At 66.6% G+C, this 19,405-nt stretch carries 17 protein-coding genes; 10 read left to right on the top strand and 7 right to left on the bottom strand.

The genetic code is table 11. The features are described from left to right. Nucleotides 1-18: 18 nt before the first annotated feature. Nucleotides 19-1,611 carry an aldehyde dehydrogenase (NADP(+)) gene (locus TSB10GB4_RS22300; RefSeq protein ID WP_186397540.1) on the bottom strand — a complete coding sequence of 531 codons (1,593 nt, stop codon included), beginning with the start codon at nucleotides 1,609-1,611 and terminating at the stop codon, nucleotides 19-21. Nucleotides 1,612-1,884: 273 nt separating this feature from the next. Between TSB10GB4_RS22300 and TSB10GB4_RS22295 the strand changes: the two genes are divergently transcribed. Further along, on the top strand, nucleotides 1,885-2,985 hold the full coding sequence (locus TSB10GB4_RS22295) for a DUF2336 domain-containing protein (protein ID WP_186397539.1): 1,101 nt from the start codon (nucleotides 1,885-1,887) through the stop codon (nucleotides 2,983-2,985). A gap of 9 nt (nucleotides 2,986-2,994) precedes the next feature. On the opposite strand, the gene TSB10GB4_RS22290 is transcribed toward TSB10GB4_RS22295, so the two are convergent. The 4 genes from TSB10GB4_RS22290 to fliI form a co-directional block, all read right to left on the bottom strand. Then, the gene (locus tag TSB10GB4_RS22290) at nucleotides 2,995-3,432 is read right to left on the bottom strand and encodes a paraquat-inducible protein A (protein WP_186388399.1); all 438 of its coding nucleotides are present in this window, start codon (nucleotides 3,430-3,432) and stop codon (nucleotides 2,995-2,997) included. Between the two features lie 3 nt (nucleotides 3,433-3,435). Beyond that, nucleotides 3,436-3,909 carry an acetyltransferase gene (locus TSB10GB4_RS22285; protein ID WP_186397538.1) on the bottom strand — a complete coding sequence of 158 codons (474 nt, stop codon included), beginning with the start codon at nucleotides 3,907-3,909 and terminating at the stop codon, nucleotides 3,436-3,438. Nucleotides 3,910-4,034: 125 nt separating this feature from the next. Continuing rightward, entirely contained in the window at nucleotides 4,035-4,445 is a 411-nt protein-coding gene (gene fliJ, locus TSB10GB4_RS22280) for a flagellar export protein FliJ (protein ID WP_186388397.1), read from the bottom strand. A 29-nt stretch (nucleotides 4,446-4,474) separates the two neighbouring features. Then, nucleotides 4,475-5,800: a flagellar protein export ATPase FliI gene (fliI, locus tag TSB10GB4_RS22275; protein ID WP_186397537.1), complete on the bottom strand. Its 1,326-nt coding sequence runs from the start codon at nucleotides 5,798-5,800 to the stop codon at nucleotides 4,475-4,477. 384 nt (nucleotides 5,801-6,184) lie between these two features. Here fliI and ctrA point away from each other — a divergent pair, with 384 nt between their 5' ends. After that, nucleotides 6,185-6,874 carry a response regulator transcription factor CtrA gene (ctrA, locus tag TSB10GB4_RS22270; RefSeq protein ID WP_067218837.1) on the top strand — a complete coding sequence of 230 codons (690 nt, stop codon included), beginning with the start codon at nucleotides 6,185-6,187 and terminating at the stop codon, nucleotides 6,872-6,874. 99 nt (nucleotides 6,875-6,973) lie between these two features. Here the strand turns inward: ctrA and TSB10GB4_RS22265 are convergent, their stop codons facing one another. Further along, nucleotides 6,974-8,137: a pyridoxal phosphate-dependent aminotransferase gene (locus TSB10GB4_RS22265; protein WP_186397536.1), complete on the bottom strand. Its 1,164-nt coding sequence runs from the start codon at nucleotides 8,135-8,137 to the stop codon at nucleotides 6,974-6,976. A 146-nt stretch (nucleotides 8,138-8,283) separates the two neighbouring features. Between TSB10GB4_RS22265 and TSB10GB4_RS22260 the strand changes: the two genes are divergently transcribed. The 3 genes from TSB10GB4_RS22260 (at nucleotide 8,284) to TSB10GB4_RS22250 (ending at nucleotide 11,019) form a co-directional block, all read left to right on the top strand. Continuing rightward, complete coding sequence (locus TSB10GB4_RS22260; protein ID WP_244571008.1) at nucleotides 8,284-8,964, top strand: GntR family transcriptional regulator; 681 nt, start codon at nucleotides 8,284-8,286, stop codon at nucleotides 8,962-8,964. A 118-nt stretch (nucleotides 8,965-9,082) separates the two neighbouring features. Next, complete coding sequence (locus tag TSB10GB4_RS22255; RefSeq protein ID WP_244571007.1) at nucleotides 9,083-10,180, top strand: DNA adenine methylase; 1,098 nt, start codon at nucleotides 9,083-9,085, stop codon at nucleotides 10,178-10,180. After that, nucleotides 10,180-11,019 (top strand): DpnII family type II restriction endonuclease, encoded by an 840-nt coding sequence (locus TSB10GB4_RS22250; RefSeq protein ID WP_186397535.1) that lies wholly within the window; start codon nucleotides 10,180-10,182, stop codon nucleotides 11,017-11,019. Before TSB10GB4_RS22255 ends, TSB10GB4_RS22250 begins: the two co-directional genes overlap by 1 nt. An 88-nt stretch (nucleotides 11,020-11,107) precedes the next feature. On the opposite strand, the gene TSB10GB4_RS22245 is transcribed toward TSB10GB4_RS22250, so the two are convergent. After that, nucleotides 11,108-11,824, bottom strand: coding sequence for a GntR family transcriptional regulator (locus tag TSB10GB4_RS22245; RefSeq protein WP_186397534.1), 717 nt, complete (start codon nucleotides 11,822-11,824; stop codon nucleotides 11,108-11,110). Nucleotides 11,825-12,101: 277 nt separating this feature from the next. Between TSB10GB4_RS22245 and TSB10GB4_RS22240 the strand changes: the two genes are divergently transcribed. From TSB10GB4_RS22240 to TSB10GB4_RS22220, 5 genes are all read left to right on the top strand, one after another. Continuing rightward, nucleotides 12,102-12,995: a dihydrodipicolinate synthase family protein gene (locus tag TSB10GB4_RS22240; RefSeq protein ID WP_186397533.1), complete on the top strand. Its 894-nt coding sequence runs from the start codon at nucleotides 12,102-12,104 to the stop codon at nucleotides 12,993-12,995. 68 nt (nucleotides 12,996-13,063) lie between these two features. After that, nucleotides 13,064-14,308 (top strand): FAD-binding oxidoreductase, encoded by a 1,245-nt coding sequence (locus TSB10GB4_RS22235; protein WP_186397532.1) that lies wholly within the window; start codon nucleotides 13,064-13,066, stop codon nucleotides 14,306-14,308. A 29-nt stretch (nucleotides 14,309-14,337) separates the two neighbouring features. Further along, nucleotides 14,338-15,369 (top strand): 4-hydroxyproline epimerase, encoded by a 1,032-nt coding sequence (locus tag TSB10GB4_RS22230; protein WP_186397531.1) that lies wholly within the window; start codon nucleotides 14,338-14,340, stop codon nucleotides 15,367-15,369. A 67-nt stretch (nucleotides 15,370-15,436) separates the two neighbouring features. Continuing rightward, nucleotides 15,437-16,549, top strand: coding sequence for an ATP-dependent RecD-like DNA helicase (locus TSB10GB4_RS22225; RefSeq protein ID WP_186397530.1), 1,113 nt, complete (start codon nucleotides 15,437-15,439; stop codon nucleotides 16,547-16,549). 160 nt (nucleotides 16,550-16,709) lie between these two features. Continuing rightward, nucleotides 16,710-19,199, top strand: coding sequence for a Tex family protein (locus tag TSB10GB4_RS22220; RefSeq protein WP_186397529.1), 2,490 nt, complete (start codon nucleotides 16,710-16,712; stop codon nucleotides 19,197-19,199). The last annotated feature ends 206 nt before the right edge of the window (nucleotides 19,200-19,405 follow it).

The raw sequence follows: 19,405 nt of genomic DNA, 5'->3' as shown, positions 1-19,405 counted from the left end.
TCCTCCCGGAGGGTTCCCTTAACTCCTACCCGATAGGGGCGTGCCGTCAACCAGACGGGGTCCTGCGGCATCCTCGCCGATGCCTTCGGGAAGCAGCGCCGCCGGCAGGTTCTGATAGGCGACGGGGCGCAGGAATCTGAGGATCGCGCGCGATCCGACCGAGGTCGAGCGGGTGTCGGTGGAGGCGGGATAGGGGCCGCCATGCATCATCGCATGGCAGACCTCGACGCCGGTGGAAAAGCCGTTGGCGAGCAGGCGGCCGGCCTTGCGCTCCAGCACGGGAACCAGCTTGCGGGCGATCGCCATGTCGGCCTCGTCCGCCGTCTCCAGCAGCAAGGTGGCGGTGAGCTGGCCTTCAAGGGCGGCAGCGACCGCGAGGCGCTCGTCCTCGCTGCGGCAGCGCACGACGACGGCCGCCGGGCCGAAGACCTCTTCCTGCAGGGCGTGCGAGGCAAGGAAGGCTTTGGCCGTCGTCTCGAACACGGCCGGCGTGACGTGACAGGCGCCCGGACCTTTGCCGGCCGGCGCGGCTGAGACCCGTGCCGACAGCGCCGCATCCTGCGCCCGGGTGCCGACGGCGCGGCGATAGGCGCCGGCAATGGCGGGGGTCAGCATGGCCTGCGCCGGCATGTCGGCAAGCACCGCGTCGGCGGCGGACAGGAACGCCTCCAGCCCTTCGCTCTCCAGCGCCACCACGACGCCGGGATTGGTGCAGAACTGGCCGGTGCCGAGCGTCAGCGAGCGGGCCCAGTCTGCGCCGAGCGTCGCCGCGCGTGCGGCGAGCGCCGCCGGCAGGGCGAAGACCGGGTTGATCGAGCCGAGTTCGCCATAGAAGGGGATCGGCTGCGGCCGCGAGACGGCGATGTCGAACAGCGCCCGGCCGCCGCGCAGCGACCCGGTGAAGCCGACGGCGGTGATCAGCGGATGGGCGGCGAGAGCTGCGCCCGAGGCATGGCCCGCGCCCTGCAGCAGCGAGAAGGTGCCGGCCGGCATGTTGCAGGCGCGGATCGCGGCGGCGACGGCGCGGGCGACCAGCTCGGCGGTGCCGGGATGGGCGGGATGGCCCTTGACCACGACCGGGCAGCCGGCGGCGAGCGCCGAGGCGGTGTCGCCGCCGGTGGTCGAGAAGGCGAGGGGGAAATTGGAGGCGCCGAAGACGGCGACGGGGCCGAGCGGGCGCAGGATCGAGCGGATCTCGGGACGCGGCAGCGGCGTGCGGTCCGGCTGCGCCGTGTCGATGCGGGCGTCGAAGCAGTGGCCGGCCTCGATCCAGTCGGCGAAGAAGCGCAACTGGCCGGTGGTGCGGCCGAGTTCGCCGGTCAGGCGAGCTTCCGGCAGGCCGCTCTCGCGCATGGCGCGGGCGACGATGGCGGGGCCGTCGATCTCCATTTCGCGGGCGATGCGGCGCAGGAAGGCGGCGCGTTCCGCGATAGGACGGGCGGCATAGTCGGCAAAGGCGGCCTCGGCGGCGCGGGCGGCGCGGTCGACAAGAGCCGCGTCGGCTTCCGCGAAGGCCGGGGCGAGCTGCTCGCCGGTTGCGGGGTCGAGGGCGTGAAACGCACCCGTTCCGGCGATCCAGTCGCCGGCGACAAGGTGATGACCGTTCGGCATGGGTATCTCCAGCGCGTCGGGGGGTTGGCAGGCGAGTTTCGGGCAACGTATCGCCCCGACTACTCGACTAGTGATATATCAGAGTGAAATCAACCAGTCGATCCGCAGTGCGAGGGCAGCCGGCGGCAATCGGCGCGGCAGGGGTGGCGGCAGGGGTGGCCGGATGGGGCGAGGCCGGCCGGAAACGACCGGATCGCTCGAAAGCGCGCCTCGACCGACAAGGGATTGGTAACCGTCCCGTGTCAGGCTCAAGGGGCCGCGGAAGGAAACCGGATGCTCAACGAACTGTTGAAGCTCGCTCGCACCACGACTCGCGAGGCGCGCCGCAGGTTGCTGCAGCGCGTGGCGGACCTTTTTCTGGAGCGGGTCGGCGAGCACAGCGACGAGGAACTGCGGCTCTTCTGCGATATCATCATGAAGCTGCTCGACGAGGCGGGGTTGAAGGACCGGGCGCATCTGTCGAAGCGGATGGCGCCCTGGAGCCAGACGCCGCATCCGATCGCCTACCGGCTGGCGACGGACGAGATCCTGGTCGCCTCGCCGATGCTTGAGCTCAGTCCGGCGCTGACCGAGACCGACCTGGTCAAGATCGCCCGGCGGATGCCGGAAAGCCATCTGCTGGCGATGGCCCGCCGTGCCGATCTGCCCTGCCGGGTGTCCGACGCGCTGGTCGAGCGCGGGCCGACCCGGGTGTGGCGAGCGGTGGCGGAGAACCGGCGCAGCGGCCTGTCGGACTGGGCGCTGCGGACGCTGGCCAAGCGGGCGCTGTCCGACACCCGCCTGCGGGAGAGCGTCGCAGTGCGCGGCGATCTGACGCCGCTGATCTGCGAGTGGCTACTGCCGCATGTCAACGCCCCGACCCGGGCGCGTCTCGAGGCGATCCTCAGCGGCGCCGATCCGCGCGAACTGTCGGCGCCGGATCTGGACAGCGAGGAACTGCGGACGAAATACAACCTGTTCATGGAGTCCTGCGACGTCGACGAGGCCTGGCGGCTGGTGCAGGACGGCACCTACAGCTTCGGCTCGATCGTGCTGGTGCTGCTGGCCGAGGGGCGGCAGGGCGATGCCTTCGACCTGCTGTCGCGCCGCACGCGCGAGAGCGTCGGCGCGGTGCAGCGGGCGGTGTTCCAGGCCGGCATCGACGAACTCATCGGCCTGTGCCGGGTCGCGGCAACCTCCGACCAGGTGTTCCTGGCGCTGGCGCATCTGCGCTGCCGCCACCTCGGCATTCCCGAGACCCAGGCGATGCGCTGGCTCGATGCCTATCGCCGCTCGAAGCCGGCCGTGGAGGCGGGCATCGGTGCGGGGGGCGGCGCGGGGGGCGGCATGGCGCAGCCGCGCAGCCATCGGCCGAACGGGGCACCGCTTTCCTGATCCCTGCGCTCAGCGGCTGCGGGCAAGGATGGCCGCGGCGAGAGCGGTCGTCAGCGTCGCCGCCGCATAGAACCACAGGCCGGGCAGGGTGATCGCCGAGGCAAGGCCGCTGGTCTTGGCGGCGAAGACGACGAGCGCCACCAGCATCACGTCCATCATCGACCACTTGCCGAGCGCATGCATCAAGGCGTGGCCGATCCCCGAGCGGCCGGCCACCGCCGCCACATGCAGGGCGAGGATCTTGACCGCCGGAAAGGCGATGGAGAACAGGCCCACCACGACCGCGAGCAGCGTCTCGCCGTCGCGCCACAGGCCGGAAACGAGAGCCAGCAGCGCCGGTCGGTCGGTGAGGAAATAGAAGCGCTCCAGCTCGATCAGCGGCAGGGTCAGGCCGAGGATGAAGCAGGTCGTGGCCGCCGGCAGCAGCAGGGCAAGGACGAGGCGCATGGTTCAGCCGTCCTGCAAGGCCGCATCCGCGGGGGCATCGGCCGCCTCATGCACCAGGTGCAGCAGCGGATAGGGTCGGCCCTGGTCGTCGCGCTCCGAGCGGCCGGTGACGGTGAAGCCGAGGCGGGCATAGAAGGCGGCAGCGCCCGCGTTCTGCTCGTTGACATCGGTCACGAGGCGGGAAAACCGCGCCAGCGCATGGGCAACGAGCGCGCGTCCCGCGCCCCGGCCATGCGCGGCCGGATCGATGAACAGCGCGTCGAGATGACCCTCGCTCAGCACCATGAAGCCGGCCACCGTGCCGTCCCGGTCGACAGCGAAGGTCAGCGGCACCTCCGGCAGGAAGTCCCGCACCATCGCCTCGATCTCGGCGAAGTCCTCCGGGGTGAGGAAATCGTGGGTGGCCGCGACCGCGCGCCGCCAGATCGCGATGGCCGTTGCGCTTTCGCCCGCGCTTGCGTCTCGTATCGTCCACATGGCGCTGCTATCCCATGCGGCGATCTTTCGCGCAAATGCAAAAGGGCCCGCGCTGCGGGCCCTTTGGGAAAGTGTGGCGGGAGAGTGTTCCGAGCCGGTCGCGGGCCGCGCGCGGGCGGCGGTGCTCAGATCCGGGTCTTGCGACGGGAGGCGACCTCGTCGAGATCGTCCTGCTCGGCCGCTTCGCGCTCCTGGCGCTCGCGAATCTGGTCGCGCTCTTCCAGCAGCTCGAACTTCTTCAGCTCCTCCAGAGCCTCGCGCAGGTCCTCGCGTGCCGCCTCGAGCTGGCCGTTCAACTCCTCTGCCGAGTTGAGCAGGTTGTCGCGGCGCTGGGCGGCGGCCTTGGCGAAGGTCGGATAGGCGAAGTGGGTCACGTCGGTGATGCCGACGCGCTCCTGCTCGGCGAGGATCTGGTCGTCCAGCTCGCGGGCCATGCGCTTGAACTCGTCGACCATCGACTCGATCTGGGCCAGTTGGCGACGACGCTCGTCGACCTGAAACTGCTTCAGGCGAATGAGACTCTCACGCGACTTCATTACTCAGTACTCCCGTTGCGCAGGCCAACTTAAGCGAGAGTCATTTCCAAAAGGTTGGCAAGTTCACTATAGCCCTCGGTGATCGTACTTGCATCGCCCTTTGACTGGCCGAGAAAGGTTTCCAGCCGGTCGTGGCGGAAGATCGCCTCGTCGACCACCGGGTCCGAGCCGCGCCGATAGGCGCCGAGGCGGATCAACTCCTCCATGTCGGAATAGGTCGCCATCAGCGCCCGCGCCTTGCGCAACACCGGCTGGACCGGTTCCGGCACGCAGCGCGGCATGGTGCGCGAGACCGACTTCAGCACGTTGATCGCCGGATAGCGGCCGCGCTCGGCGATGGCCCGCTCCATGACGATATGGCCGTCGAGAATGCCGCGCACCGCGTCGGCGACCGGCTCGTTATGGTTGTCGCCCTCCACCAGCACGGTGAACAGGCCGGTGATCGAGCCCGATCCCGGCCGCCCCGGTCCGGCGCGCTCCAGCAGCTTGGGCAGTTCGGTGAAGACGGTCGGCGTGTAGCCCTTGGAGGTCGGCGGCTCGCCGATCGACAGGCCGATCTCGCGCTGGGCCATGGCGAAGCGGGTGACGGAGTCCATCATGCACATGACATTGCGCCCGGCATCGCGGAAATGCTCGGCGACGGTCATCGTCAGATAGGCGGCCTGGCGCCGCATCAGCACGCTCTCGTCGGAGGTGGCGACGACGACGACCGAGCGGGCAAGGCCCTCCGGCCCCAGGTCGTCCTCGATGAATTCCTGCACCTCGCGGCCGCGCTCGCCGATCAGGCCGATCACCGCGACATCGGCGGACATGTTGCGGGCAATCATCGACATCAGCACCGACTTGCCGACGCCGGAGCCGGCGAAGATGCCCATGCGCTGGCCCTCGCAGCAGGTGACGAAGGTGTTGAGCGCGCGGATGCCGAGGTCGAGCGGCGGGCCGACGCGGCCGCGCTCGCCGGCGGCCGGCGGGAGGCTGCGCAGCCGCCGCGGCTCGCCGCCGGCGGGCAGGGGGCCGAGGCCGTCGATCGGCTCGCCCATGGCGTTGACGACGCGCCCGAGCCAGGCCTCGCACGGATGGGCAAGGCTCTCGCGCGCCATCAGCACGGCGCGGCAGCCGAGGCGCACGCCCTCCAGCCCGGCAAAGGGCATGCACAGCGCCCGCTCGTCGCGGAAGCCGACCACCTCGGCCGGCACGGCCGGGCCGTTCTCCCCGCTCTCCACGGCCAGCACGGCGCCGACGCTCATTTCGTGCACGGGGCCGGCGACCTCGACCAGCAGACCCTGCACGGCGACCACCCGTCCGTAGATCTCGGCGGGCATCAGGGCTTCGAGTTCGGCGAAGAGCGGGTCCATCTGATCCTCAAGGCTCGGTAAAGAAGGTCCCGAAAAGCCAGGATACGGTAACCTATCATTTACGAGTTTGGTTAATCTTAGTCACGAGGGTTCATGGATGGTGAGCCATCCTGGGTCCCGCGTTCGGCGTAGAGGTTGAGTCACCTGAGTCGTTTGCCGCGGCTTCTTAATGTGACACTTGAAGATTTTATGGAAAGGATTTCCATTGAATTTTCAAGCATTTGGAAAAGTTTTCCAAACTGGCCTCATCGGCGCTTGCAGGTGTGAAACAGAATTTGTTAACCATTGTCTCACACAGTGAGTCGAGGTTAACCGCAGTCCTTAGCACCGGGAGCGTATCGGCCGGCGCGGCTTGCCCAGGATAGGCAGACATAGGGGATTGGCATGCGTGTCCTGTTGATCGAGGATGACAGCGCCACGGCGCAGAGCATCGAGCTGATGCTCAAGTCCGAGAATTTCAACGTCTATACGACGGATCTTGGCGAGGAAGGCATCGACCTCGGCAAGCTTTATGATTACGACATCATCATGTTGGACCTCAACCTGCCCGACATGTCGGGCTACGAGGTCCTGCGGACGCTGCGCGTGTCCAAGGTGAAGACGCCGATCCTGATCCTGTCCGGCCTTGCCGGCATCGAGGACAAGGTGCGCGGTCTCGGCTTCGGCGCCGACGACTACATGACCAAGCCGTTCCACAAGGACGAGCTGGTCGCGCGCATCCATGCGATCGTGCGCCGCTCGAAGGGTCATGCCCAGTCGGTCATCACCACGGGCGACCTGGTCGTCAATCTCGACACCAAGACGGTCGAGGTCTCGGGCCAGCGCGTGCATCTGACCGGCAAGGAATACCAGATGCTGGAGCTGCTCTCCCTGCGCAAGGGGACGACGCTCACCAAGGAGATGTTCCTCAACCATCTCTATGGCGGCATGGACGAGCCGGAGCTGAAGATCATCGACGTGTTCATCTGCAAGCTGCGCAAGAAGCTGGCGGCCGCCACGTCGGGCAAGAACTATATCGAGACCGTCTGGGGCCGTGGCTACGTGCTGCGCGAGCCGGAAGAGAAGGCGGCCTGAGCCGGCCTCTCCCGCATCCGAGGTTTCGAGATGTGATCGAAGGCTCCGCCGTCCGGCGGGGCCTTCGTCGTTTCGGCCTGTGTCGTATTGCGCCGCGCGTCACATCCCCCAGGCGGCGCGGAAGCGTTCGCGGATGCCGGCAAGGCGGGCGCGCGGCTCGTTGGCGAAGACGAGGCGCAGGTAGCGCCCGGCCCGGTCCGGCGCGCCCCAGCCGGTCATCGCGGTCGCTGCGATCCGCCCCTTGTCGAGCAGCAGCGCCGAGGCCCGCTCCGGCGGCAGGCCGAGCGCGGCCGTGTCGATCAGCAGCGACCAGCCGCCATCGGGCTTGACGCAGGGCAGGTCGGCGAGCTCGGTGAGGATCAGGTCGCGCCTTGCGCGCCAGCGGGCGGTCGCCTGCGCCACCCCGTCGTCCTGCGTCGTCAGCGCGGCGGCCGCGCCCGGCATGCCGATGCCGACCTGGCAGACGACGTTGGACAGGCTGACAAGGCCGACATCGTTCATCAGCTCGCGCGGGCCGACGATCCAGCCGACGCGCCAGCCGATCATCCGGTATTCCTTGGAGACGCTGCCGACCGTCACCGTGCGTTCGCGCATGTCCGGAAACTGCAGCGGATGCAGCATAGGCGCGTCGGTATAGAGGATCCGCTCCATCGCCGCATCGTGCAGCAGCCAGGCGCCCGTCTGCCGCACCAGGTCGCAGATCGCCTGCCATTCCTCAAGAGTGTGGACGATGCCCGATGGCATCGACGGGCTCATGGTCAGCACCGCGCGGGTCTTGTCCGAGCGGGCGGCGGCCAGCGCCTCCAGGTCCAGCCGCCAGCCGCCCTCCGCTACCGTCAAGGGCACCAGGCGCGGCACGCCGCCGGCCAGGCGGATGCGGTTGAGCAGGCCGGCATAGGCCGGGTCGGTGATGATCACCTCGTCGCCCGGCTCCAAGATCGCCAGCAGCACGTTGAGAATGCCGGAGAGGCCGCCGGCCGAGACGATGCATTCTCTTTCCGGATCGTACGCGACGCCCGTGTCGGCTTCGATCCGGGCGACGGCCGCCTGGCGCAAGGCGTGGATGCCGAGGAACGGCAGGTAGCTGTTGGCCGCGTCCGCATCGACGGCAGCGCGGGTCGCCTCCAGCGCGGCGCGCGGCGGGGCGATGTCCGTGTCGAGGTTCTCCAGCCGCAGCATGTCCGGATCATCGAGCGCGTCGGCGGCAGTGCCCATCTTGTCGACATTGATGCCGGGGATGTGGCGCAGGCGAGAAACTGTCATACGATTCTCCATATTGGATCCAATTAAAGATATTGAATGCAGAACTTGCCGGGCTATGTCAATTGTCGAAGGTGGGGAATCAGGGTGGGTCGTGGCGAGGCGCGCGACCCGCCTTGCTGCCAACAGGCAAGACAGGCAGGCGGATCATGACGGCGAGCGGATCGGGCGACAGCGGGCAGGGGATGCGAGCAGCGGGGGCCAAGGGCCGCGACCAGACGCAGTCCGTCGCCGACCGGCTGCGCGCGCGGATCATTTCCGGGGAGCTCGCCGCCGGCCAGCCGCTGCGCCAGGAGACGATTGCCGAGGCCTATGGCGTCAGCCGCATGCCGGTGCGCGAGGCGCTGCGCCTGTTGCAGGCGGAAGGCTTCGTGGAGATGGTCCGCAATCGCGGCGCCAGCGTCGCCGCCATCGACGCGCGCGATCTTGCCGAGATCCACGAGATGCGGGTGCTGGCCGAGTGCCTTGCCCTGCGCCACGCGATCCCCGAACTCACCGAGAGCCGCATCGACCGGGCGGAAAGCATCCAGGGCGAACTGGAAACCGCGCCCATCGAGGCGTTCGGCGCGCTCAACAAGCGTTTCCACATGACGCTCTACGAGGCCTGCGGCCGGCCGCGCCTGCTCGCGCATATCTCATTGCTGCACGATGCGGCGGACCGCTACCTGCGCATCGCCATCCGCCAGCTCGACTACGCGGTGCGCTCCGACCGCGAGCACCGCGAACTCCTCGCCGCCTGCCGCCGCCGCGATGCGCAGGCCGCGGAAGTGATCCTGCGCACCCATATCGAGGAAGCCGGCAAGGCGTTGCTGGGGGCATTGCGGGGGTAGGGGAGATTTGACAGTGAAGGCTGGGCGGTTCATCCATTGCAGCCTTGGCCTTCTTAGATGATATGAATAATCGGGATTCAGAGGCGATTGAGTCGGATTAGCAAGAGAGGCACCTTCTATGGTCCCGGAGAGAAATTACGCTGCGAACTCAAATGTCGTCTCCATCAAAAATAGAGAAGATGTATATGGTATCCCTGAGAAAGCAATTCGTTATCCCGAGATGCGTTACATGGGATCAAAGAAGCGCTTGCTCCCGTGGATAAATCAGGTCCTTGATACTCTGGACTTCGAAAGTGCTATGGATCCATTCTGTGGCACAGGGAGTGTGGCGTATCTGATGAAGGCAATGGGAAGGCGCGTGATTGCATCCGATTTCCTTAACTTTACAAGCTTGGTTGCAAGGGCCACAATCGAGAACAGTTCCATTCGTTTGGACGGAAAAGCTATCAGGCAGCTAATGAACCGGACGGCGGATGGGCATAATTTTATTGAAAATACATTTTCTGGTATTTTCTATACGAGGGAAGATTTAAAGTTCCTAGATTCGGTATCGGGTAATATTCGACAATTAGAAAATCCCTATGAGCAAGCTCTTGCTTTTGCAGCTCTATTTCGCTCATGCCTAAAGCGGCAACCAAGGGGCGTCTTTACGGTGTCTGGAGACCTGTCTCGGTATGATGATGGGCGCCGCGATCTTCGGCTCACTCTTGAAGAGCACTTCCTTGAGCAAATTGAAGTTTACAATTGTTCCGTCTTCGACAACGGCCGGAGAAATGCTGCATATAGATCGGATGTATTTGATGCGCAAAAAAAGCACACAGATTTGGTCTACCTAGATCCTCCCTACGTCCCTAGATCAGATGACAACTGCTACGTGAAGCGCTATCATTTTATTGAAGGGCTCTCATGCTACTGGCAGGGTCTGCCAATTGATTGGACCACAAAAGTTAGGAAAATTGAAAAGAAATACACGCCATTCAGCTATCGACGGACCGCTTTGGATGCGTTTGATCGAATGTTTTCCCGTTTTTCAAAAAGCAAAATCGTTTTATCTTACAGCTCAAACGGCTATCCTAACCTCGAGGAGCTGATTTCTCTGATGCAGAAATACAAGAAAAACATACAGGTATTTGAAAAACCGCACCGATATCACTTCGGTAACCACAAAAAAACAAAAAGATCGTCTGCTCTCGAGTATCTCATTGTAGGCACATAATGCAGGTTATTGAGCAGAGTATCGACGAAATCCTGAAAAGTCTCAGCCCTTTGGATGTGGATTGGATGGACGACATGGCGACCGCAACGATCGCCAAGTTATCAGATATAGAAAAGAAAGAGAAATATGACCGATCCGACTTAGAAGATCTTTTTTCTGGATCTTTTGATGTTGGCCTCCTTTGTGCACGCCTTTTCCTTATCATGTCTAAAGATAAAATGGATGAAGAGCTCAGGAGAACCCTAGGCCCTGGCGGAGCTGGCTCAAAGCGAATGAAGTCTTCTCCCGATCAGTTCTTCGGTTCGTTGGAGAAGTTGGGGTTACTGGAGGCGATGGCGACGGCAATCAACCATCGCCCAGTTTGGAGTGACATCCTTGTTGAACGTCTTCGCGCTGGGAGAGGTTCTGCAATCTCTGGCCAGAAGCGAGGTAGAGGGCTAGAGGACGTTGTGGAATCACTCGTTTCAGAAGTGTTTGGTGAAAATGGATATGAGGTTAGATGTACCTTTACCGGAGCAGGCGGCAGAACCGCCAAGTGTGACATTGCGATCCCAAATCGAGACCGCCCTCGAATAATTCTTGAGGTGAAGGGTTATGGAGCAACTGGCTCCAAAATGTCGGATATTATTGGCGATCTCGATGCTATTATCGAAGCTAAAAGGCATGATACAACACTGCTTTTCTTCACAGATGGCACGACTTGGGCGGCTCGGGTCGCTGACCTGCGTAAAATTATAGACAGACAGAACGATGGGAAGATTGCTCGCATTTACACTACGAACATGCGTGAGCAGCTAATAGATGATCTAAAAACACTGAAGTCAGAAACAGGCTTGTAGCCAAGTAAGGCTAATTTTCGAGAAAAATCTCAGATTGGTAGGGTAGGCAGGCCGTTGCCAGACTATGCTCTCACTTTAAGCTACCCCCCTACCGCTCCAACCCACCCGTCAGCGTCATCGCCTGGCGGCGCAGATAGTGCATCAGGTCGTCGGCGCGGGCGCGGGCGAGGGCGACGTCGCCAGAGGCGATGGCCTGCATCAGTTCCATATGGTGCCAGGCGGCGGAGTTGAGGTCGCTCTCGCCGAAATAGCGGAACCAGAACCGCCGCGAATGGCTCTGCAGCGGCGCCACCACCCGGGCGGCGAAGGGGTTGCAGGAGGCGACCGCGACGATTTCGTCGAAGGTCTTGTCCTCGCGCAGGAAGGCGGCGACATCGCCCTTGGCGGCGGCATCGCGCATGGCGCGGGCGCAGTCGGCCAGCCGGTCGCGCTCGTCGCGGCTGGCGAGATGCGCGGCCGAACCGGTCAGCAGGATCTCAAGGGCGTGCCGCGCCTCGAGCACGCGGGCGAAATCGGCCGGGTTGATCTCGGCGACGAGAATGCCGAGGCGCGGGCGGATCGTCACCAGCCCCTCCCAGGCGAGGCGCTGGATCGCCTCACGGATCGGCGTGCGGCCCATGTCGAGCAGCGCCGCGATGCGGCTTTCCGTCATCGCCGTGCCGGGCGCAAGGCCGAGCGTGACGATCTGCTCCTCCAGCGCGCGATAGGCGCGGGCCGCGCGGCTTTCCTCTCCCTCCTGGCCGCCTGCGGCGGCGGGCTCGGCGGTGTCGGCGGCGCGGCTGCCTCCGGCGGGGCTGGCTGTCATGGCGCTCTCCTCTGGCCGGTCACCCGAAGCTGAAGTTCGTCACATCTGGCGGCGTACCTTGAGCGAACTTCAGATTTAACAGGGTGACGAGCGAGTTCCGTTTCCAGCGCAGTTTTCGAATTTGAAACACGCCCTGGAGGGGGTGGCCAACATGAGGCCTATCTCAAATTCACCACACTGCCTCCTCTTGATATATCAGTTGTTGACAGAAAGAAAGCCGCATGGGAATGTGCACCCGACAACTGATATATCAGATGACGGCAAGGGAGTTTCGATCATGTGGCGCGGTGTCTTTCCGGCGGTAACCACCAAGTTCACCAGCGACGACAGGCTCGACATGGCCGAGATGGAGCGCTGCTTCGCGCTGCAGGTCGAGGCGGGCGTCGACGGGCTGATCGTCTGCGGCTCGCTCGGCGAGGCGATGGCGCTCGAGGGAGACGAAAAGCTCGAGATCCTCAAGCTGGCGAAGTCGGTGGCCGGCAGCCGCCCGGTGCTGATGACCGTGTGTGAAAGCTCCACCCGCCGGGCGGTTTCCGCCGCGCAGGCCGCGGCCAAGGCCGGCGCCGACGGGCTGATGGTGCTGCCCGGCGTGCCCTATCGCTCGGCCCCGCACGAGACGCTGGCGCATCTCTTCGCGGTCACCCGCGGCTCCGGCCTGCCGTCGATGATCTACAACAACCCGGTCGCCTATGGCGTCGACGTGACGCTGGAGATGTTCGAGGAACTGGCCGCCGAGCCACTGGTCGTGGCGATGAAGGAGTCCACCGACGACATCCGCCGCGTCAGCGAGGTGATCTCGCGCTTCGGCGATCGCTTCGACGTCTTCACCGGCGTCGACAATCTGGCGCTGGAAAGCCTCGTGATGGGCGCCACCGGCTGGGTCGCCGGCCTCGTCGTCGCCTTCCCGAAGGAGACTGTGGCGATCTGGAAGCTGGCAGAAGCCGGCCGCATCGAGGAAGCGCGGGCGATCTACCGCTGGTTCCGCCCCTTGCTGGATCTCGATGTCTCGACCAATCTGGTGCAGAACATCAAGCGCGCCGAAGTGCATGCGATCGGCTCCAACGACCGCTGCCGGGCGCCGCGCATGGCACTGTCCGGGGCCGAGGCCGAGCGGGTCGACGGCATCATCCGCGCCGCGCTGGCGGTCCGGCCGACCCTGCCGACACTCTGAGGCACTGCGGATCCGCGATTGGTGGATCCGCGCAACAGGCGGGGCGCGCCCCGGGACAGGATGAGCGCATGAGCGACAGATCCGAGGTCACGATCATCGGTGCCGGCATCGTCGGCCTCGCCACGGCGGCGGTGCTGCTGGCGCGCGGCCATGCGGTGACGGTGATCGACCGGGACGCGCCGGGCAGCGGCGCCTCGCGCGGCAATGCCGCCGCCGTCGCCTGGACCGATGTCGCCCCGCTCGCCTCGCCCGGCATCTGGCGCAAGGCGCCGGGCTGGCTGCTCGATCCGCTCGGCCCGCTCGCCATCCGCCCCGCCTATGCCCTCTCCATCCTGCCGTGGATGCTGCGCTTCATGCAGGCTTCGCGGCCGGCCGCCTGGCGCCGGTCGATTTCCGCCATCGCCGCGCTCAACGGTGCGGCGTTGCCGGCCTGGGAGCGGCTGTGGCAGGGCAGCGGGACACTCGGCCGGGTGAAGCGCGAGGGCTGTCTCGACGTCTTCGACAAGCCGGGCGAGGTGGCGCGGGCCCGGCCCGGCTGGCAGTTGCAGCGCGACCACGGCATCGAGGTGCGCGAGGTAAGCGGGGCGGAGCTGCGCGAGATGGAGCCGGATTTGGGCCCCACGGTCGCCGGCGGCGCGTATCTTCCCGGCTGGGTGCAGGTCGACGATCCGCACGGGCTGTGTCTCGACCTTGCCGCCCATGTGCGGGCGCGCGGCGGCGCCATCGAACAGGGCGAGGTGGTGACGCTGGTGCGCGGCGGCGAGGGCATCACGCTGCGCCTGCGCGAAGGGCCGGTGCGGCGGTCGCCGCATGTGGTGCTGGCCTGCGGCGCCTGGTCGCGCCGGCTTGCCGCCGGCCTCGGCGAGGACGTGCCGCTCGACACCGAGCGCGGCTACAATATCACCGTGCCCGAGCCCGGCGTCTCCTTCCGCCGCTTCATCATGCTGGCCGGCTACGGCTTCGTGCTGTCGCCGCTGGCGAGCGGCCTGCGCATCGGCGGGGCGGTGGAGTTCGGCGGGCTGTCCGCCGACCCGGACTGGCGGCGCGTCGACGCGCTGGTCGCCCGCGCCGGCAAGGTGGTGCCGAAGCTCGATGCGACGACCGGCGAGCGCTGGATGGGCTTCCGCCCCTCGCTGCCTGACAGCCTGCCGGTGATCTCGCCAAGCCGGCGGATCCCCGGCCTCATCCATGCCTTCGGCCATGCCCATCACGGCTTGACGCAGGCGGCGGTGACGGGCGAACTCGTCGCGGCGCTCGTCGCCGGCGAGCGGCCCTCCGTCGACCTTGCCCCCTATGCAGTCGACAGGTTCTGACAGACGGTTCTTTTCTGAAGGAGGCAGCCGTGGCGCGGCATACGTTCTTCTGCATCGACGGACACACCTGCGGCAATCCGGTGCGGCTCGTCGCCGGCGGGGGACCCAACCTTGCCGGCGACAGCATGCTGGCGCGGCGGGCGGATTTCCTTGAGCGCTACGACTGGATCCGCACCGGGCTGATGTTCGAGCCGCGCGGCCACGACATGATGTCCGGCTCGATCCTCTATCCGCCGACGCGCGCGGATTGCGACATCGGCGTGCTCTATATCGAGACCTCCGGCTGCCTGCCGATGTGCGGCCACGGCACCATCGGCACCGTCACCATGGCGATCGAGGAGGGGCTCTTGGTGCCCCGCACGCCCGGCCAGGCGCGGCTGGAAACGCCGGCCGGTCTTGTGCTTGCCGATTACGAGATGGAGGGCGAGCATGTCGCTTCCGTGCGGCTGACCAATGTGCCCTCCTTCCTCGCGGCAAGGGACCTTGAGATCGACTGCCCGGAGCTCGGCCGGCTGACCTTCGATGTCGCCTATGGCGGCAATTTCTATGCGATCATCGAGCCGCAGGAAAATTTCCCCGGCGTCGGCGCCATCGATGTCGACCGGCTGGTGGCGATCAGCCCGGCGCTTCGGGTTGCGCTCAACGAGGCATACGAGATGGTGCACCCGGAGGACGGGCGCATCCGCGGCATCACCCATATCCAGTGGACGGGTCCGGCGACCCAGCCGGGGGCGGATGCGCGCAACGCCGTCTTCTACGGCGACAAGGCCATCGACCGCAGCCCCTGCGGCACCGGCACCTCGGCCCGCCTTGCCCAGTTGCATGCGCGCGGCCGGCTGAAGGTCGGCGACCGCTTCGTGCACGAGAGCGTCATCGGCTCGCTGTTCGTGGGCGGTGTGAAGTCCGAGACAACCGTCGGCGGCCGGCCGGCCATCGTGCCGACCATTGAGGGCTGGGCGGTGAAGACCGGCACTTCGACGATCACGCTCGACGAGCGCGACCCCTATATGGCCGGCTTTTCGGTCACGGGCACGGGGGTGAAGCTGTACCCACGGCCCTAAGCGGGTGCACAGGCGGGCGCGAAGCCTGTAGGAAGGAAGCGAACCAACTCGGGATCCGATTCGCTTCATGGACTGGTCGCCCCAGCAGCGGCACGCGCTCGACGAAACGGCGCGCTGGCTGAAATCGAAAGACAAGCAGGTCTTCCGCCTGTTCGGCTTCGCCGGCACGGGCAAGACGACGCTCGCCCGCCATCTGGCGGAGGGCATCGACGGCGATGTCGCCTTCGGCGCCTTCACCGGCAAGGCCGCCCATGTGCTGCGCCAGAAGGGCTGCGTCGACGCCACCACCATCCACGCGATGATCTACCGGCCGCGCGGTCGCAAGGAGGAGAGCGAGGACGAGGAGGAGAGCCTCAGCTTCTCGATCAACCGCGACAGCATCGCCTCCAAGGCCAAGCTGATCGTCATCGACGAATGCTCGATGGTCGACGAGGATCTCGGCCGCGATCTCCTGTCTTTTGGCACGCCGGTGCTGGTGCTCGGCGATCCGGCGCAGCTTCCCCCGGTCAAGGGCGGCGGCTTCTTCACCGAGGCCGAGCCCGACGTGATGCTGTCGGAAGTGCACCGCCAGGCGCGCGACAACCCGATCGTCCACATGTCGATGCTGATCCGCGAGGGCGGCGAGCTGGAGCCGGGGCGCTACGGCGACAGCCGCATCATCTCGCGCCGCGAGATCGACGCCGCCTCGATCCTCGCCAGCGACCAGGTGCTGGTCGGCACCAACCGCACGCGGCGGCTCTACAATGGCCGCATCCGCGAGCTGAAGGGCTACACGACGCCGATGCCGGCGGTCGGCGACAAGCTGGTGTGCCTGCGCAACGACAAGGCCAAGGGCCTGCTCAACGGCGGGCTGTGGACCGTCGCCCGGCTGCGCCCGTCCAAGGGCAACACGCTGCGCTTCGACGTGCGCCCGGAGGACGAGGCCGCCGGCAAGGGCCGGGTGCAGGTCAAGGTGCTGCCGGGCCTGTTCGAGGAGGGCGCGGACCAGATCCCCTACGCCCTCAAGCGCCGCTCCGACGAGTTCGACTACGGCTATGCGCTCACCGTCCACAAGGCGCAGGGCTCGCAGTGGGACGACGTCGTCCTGTTCGACGAGAGCTGGGCCTTCCGCGAGTATCGCGACCGCTGGCTCTACACGGCGGTGACCCGCGCCGCGCAGCGCATCACCGTGGTGCGCTGAGCCAGAGCCGGACCTCGCCTGGCCCGGCTGTCGCCGTTTTCCACTTTCGCCCTTGCCTCTTGGCGTCCTGCACTGGCGTCGCGGGCGCGGCTTGCGTAAAGTGCCCGGCCCGCCGGCCGGCCCTCGCCCGGCGGCCCGATGTCGTCGACAGGCCCGTAAAATGACCGATCTTTCCTCCTTTTCGCCGGACGTTCCGGCTTCCCGTCCCGCGTCCGCGAAGACGGCGCTGCCGCCGGAGATTTCCGCCCGCATCGCCCGCATCATCGCGGCGGAGCTCGTCTGCCGGCCGGAGCAGGTCTCCGCGACGGTGGAGCTGCTCGACGGCGGCGCCACCGTCCCCTTCGTCGCCCGTTACCGCAAGGAGGCGACCGGCGGTCTCGACGACACGCAGTTGCGCCGGCTCGAGGAGCGGCTGACCTACTTGCGCGAGATGGAGGAGCGGCGCGGCGCGATCCTGCGCTCCATCGAGGAGCAGGGGAAGCTGGACGACGCGCTGGCCGGGCGCATCCACGCGGCCGAGACCAAGGCGCAGCTCGAGGATCTCTACCTGCCGTTCAAGAAGAAGCGGCGGACCAAGGCGCAGATCGCCCGCGAGGCGGGGCTGGAGCCGCTGGCCGACCTGTTGATCGGCGATCCCTCGCAGGACCCGCAGGTGGCGGCGGGCCGCTTCGTCGACGCGGAAAAGGGCGTTCCGGACACCAAGGCGGCGCTGGACGGCGCGCGGCAGATCCTGATGGAGCGCTTTGCGGAGGACGCGGCGCTGGTCGGGCGGCTGCGCTCGCACATGACCTCTGGCGCGGTGCTGCGCTCGCGGGTGGTTGAGGGCCAGGAGCAGGCGGGCGCCAAGTTCTCCGACTATTTCGACTATCGCGAGAAATGGGCCGACGTGCCGAGCCACCGGGCGCTGGCGCTGCTGCGCGGGCGCAACGAGGGCGTTCTGGCGCTGGAACTCACCGTCGACGAGGACGACCAGCGCACCTTCAAGCCGGTCGAGCTGATGGTGATGAAGGCCGCCGGCATCGAGGACCGGGGCCGGCCGGCCGACCGCTGGCTGGCGGAGACGGCGCGCTGGGCCTGGCGGGTCAAGCTGGCGCTGCATCTGGAACTCGACCTGATGAACGCGCTGCGCGAAAAGTCCGAGGAGGAGGCGATCCACGTCTTCGCCCGCAATCTCAAGGACCTGCTGCTGGCCGCTCCCGCCGGCCACAAGACGGTGCTGGGCCTCGATCCCGGCATCCGCACCGGCGTCAAGGTGGCGGTGGTCGATGCCACCGGCAAGCTGGTCGAGACGGCGACGATCTACCCGTTCCAGCCGCGCAACGACATCACCGGTTCGATGGCGGCGCTGAAGGCGCTGATCGCCCGGCACGGCATTTCGCTCATCGCCATCGGCAACGGCACGGCGAGCCGCGAGACCGACCGGCTGGTCGCCGATCTGCTCGGCGAGATCCCGCCGGCGAACCGCCCGATCAAGGTGATCGTCAACGAGGCCGGCGCCTCGATCTACTCGGCGAGCGAGCTGGCCTCGCGCGAGCTGCCCGGCGTCGACGTGTCGCTGCGCGGCGCGGCCTCCATCGCCCGCCGGCTGCAGGACCCGCTGGCCGAACTCGTCAAGATCGAGCCGAAGTCCATCGGCGTCGGCCAGTACCAGCACGACGTCAACCAGACGAAACTCGCGAAGGCGCTGGATGCGGTGGTCGAGGATGCGGTGAACGCGGTCGGCGTCGACCTCAACACCGCCTCCACCGCGCTGCTCGCCCGCGTCTCGGGCCTTTCCGCCGGCCTTGCCGAGGCCATCGTGGCGCACCGTGAGGCGGCAGGCGCCTTCCGCGACCGCAAGGCGCTGCTCAAGGTGGCGCGGCTCGGGCCCAAGGCCTTCGAGCAATGCGCCGGCTTCCTGCGCATTCCCGGCGGCGACAATCCGCTTGATGCGTCTTCCGTGCACCCGGAAGCCTATCCGGTGGCAAGCCGCATCGTGCAGGCCTGCGGCCGGCCGCTGTCCGAGGTGATGGGCAATGCGGCGCTGCTGAAGGGGCTCGATCCCGCGCGCTTCGCCGACGACACGTTCGGCCTGCCGACCGTGCGCGACATCCTCGCCGAGCTGGAAAAGCCCGGCCGCGACCCGCGTCCGGAGTTCAAGACCGCCAAGCTTGCCGACGGCGTCGAGACGATGAGCGACCTGCGCCCCGGCATGGTGCTGGAAGGCACGGTCACCAATGTCACCAATTTCGGCGCCTTCGTCGATATCGGCGTCCACCAGGACGGCCTTGTGCATGTCTCGCAGATCGCCGACCGCTTCGTGCGCGATCCGGCGGAGGTGGTGAAGGCCGGCGACATCGTCCGGGTGAAGGTGGTCGAGGTCGACATGGCGCGCAAGCGCATCGGCCTCACCATGCGCAAGGACGGCGGCGAGGCGGCCGGCGGGCGGGGTGCCGGTGGCTCCGACCGGCCGCGCGGCGGCCCCGGCGGTTCTGGTGGTGGCGGTGGTGGTGGCGACCGTCCGAAGGGCGGGCCCGGCGGCCCGCGTCGCGGCGGACCTGGCGGTGGCGGTTCTGGTGGCGGTTCTGGCGGCTCGCGGCCCTCGCAGGGCGGCGGCGACGGCGCCATGGCAGCGGCGCTGGCGGCGGCCTTCAACAAGAAGCCGCGCTGATCGGGAAAGGGCATCCTTCTCCATCGACCGCTCTGGGAACGAATGGACCCCGTTGGGGTGGACGGCCCCCATCCGGCGCCGTTTTGCGCCAAGATGATGGTCCCAACACATCGAAGGAGCCGCCCAATGAACGAGATTACGCGCATCGGCATGGACACGTCCAAGCATCTCTTCCAACTCCACGGGGTTGATGCCGCCGGAGAGAC

Origin of the sequence: Stappia sp. TSB10GB4 (genome assembly GCF_900185745.1) — a bacterium.
In the GTDB taxonomy this organism is placed as follows: Bacteria; Pseudomonadota; Alphaproteobacteria; order Rhizobiales; family Stappiaceae; genus Stappia.
This window is presented reverse-complemented; position numbering and strand designations above follow the sequence as displayed.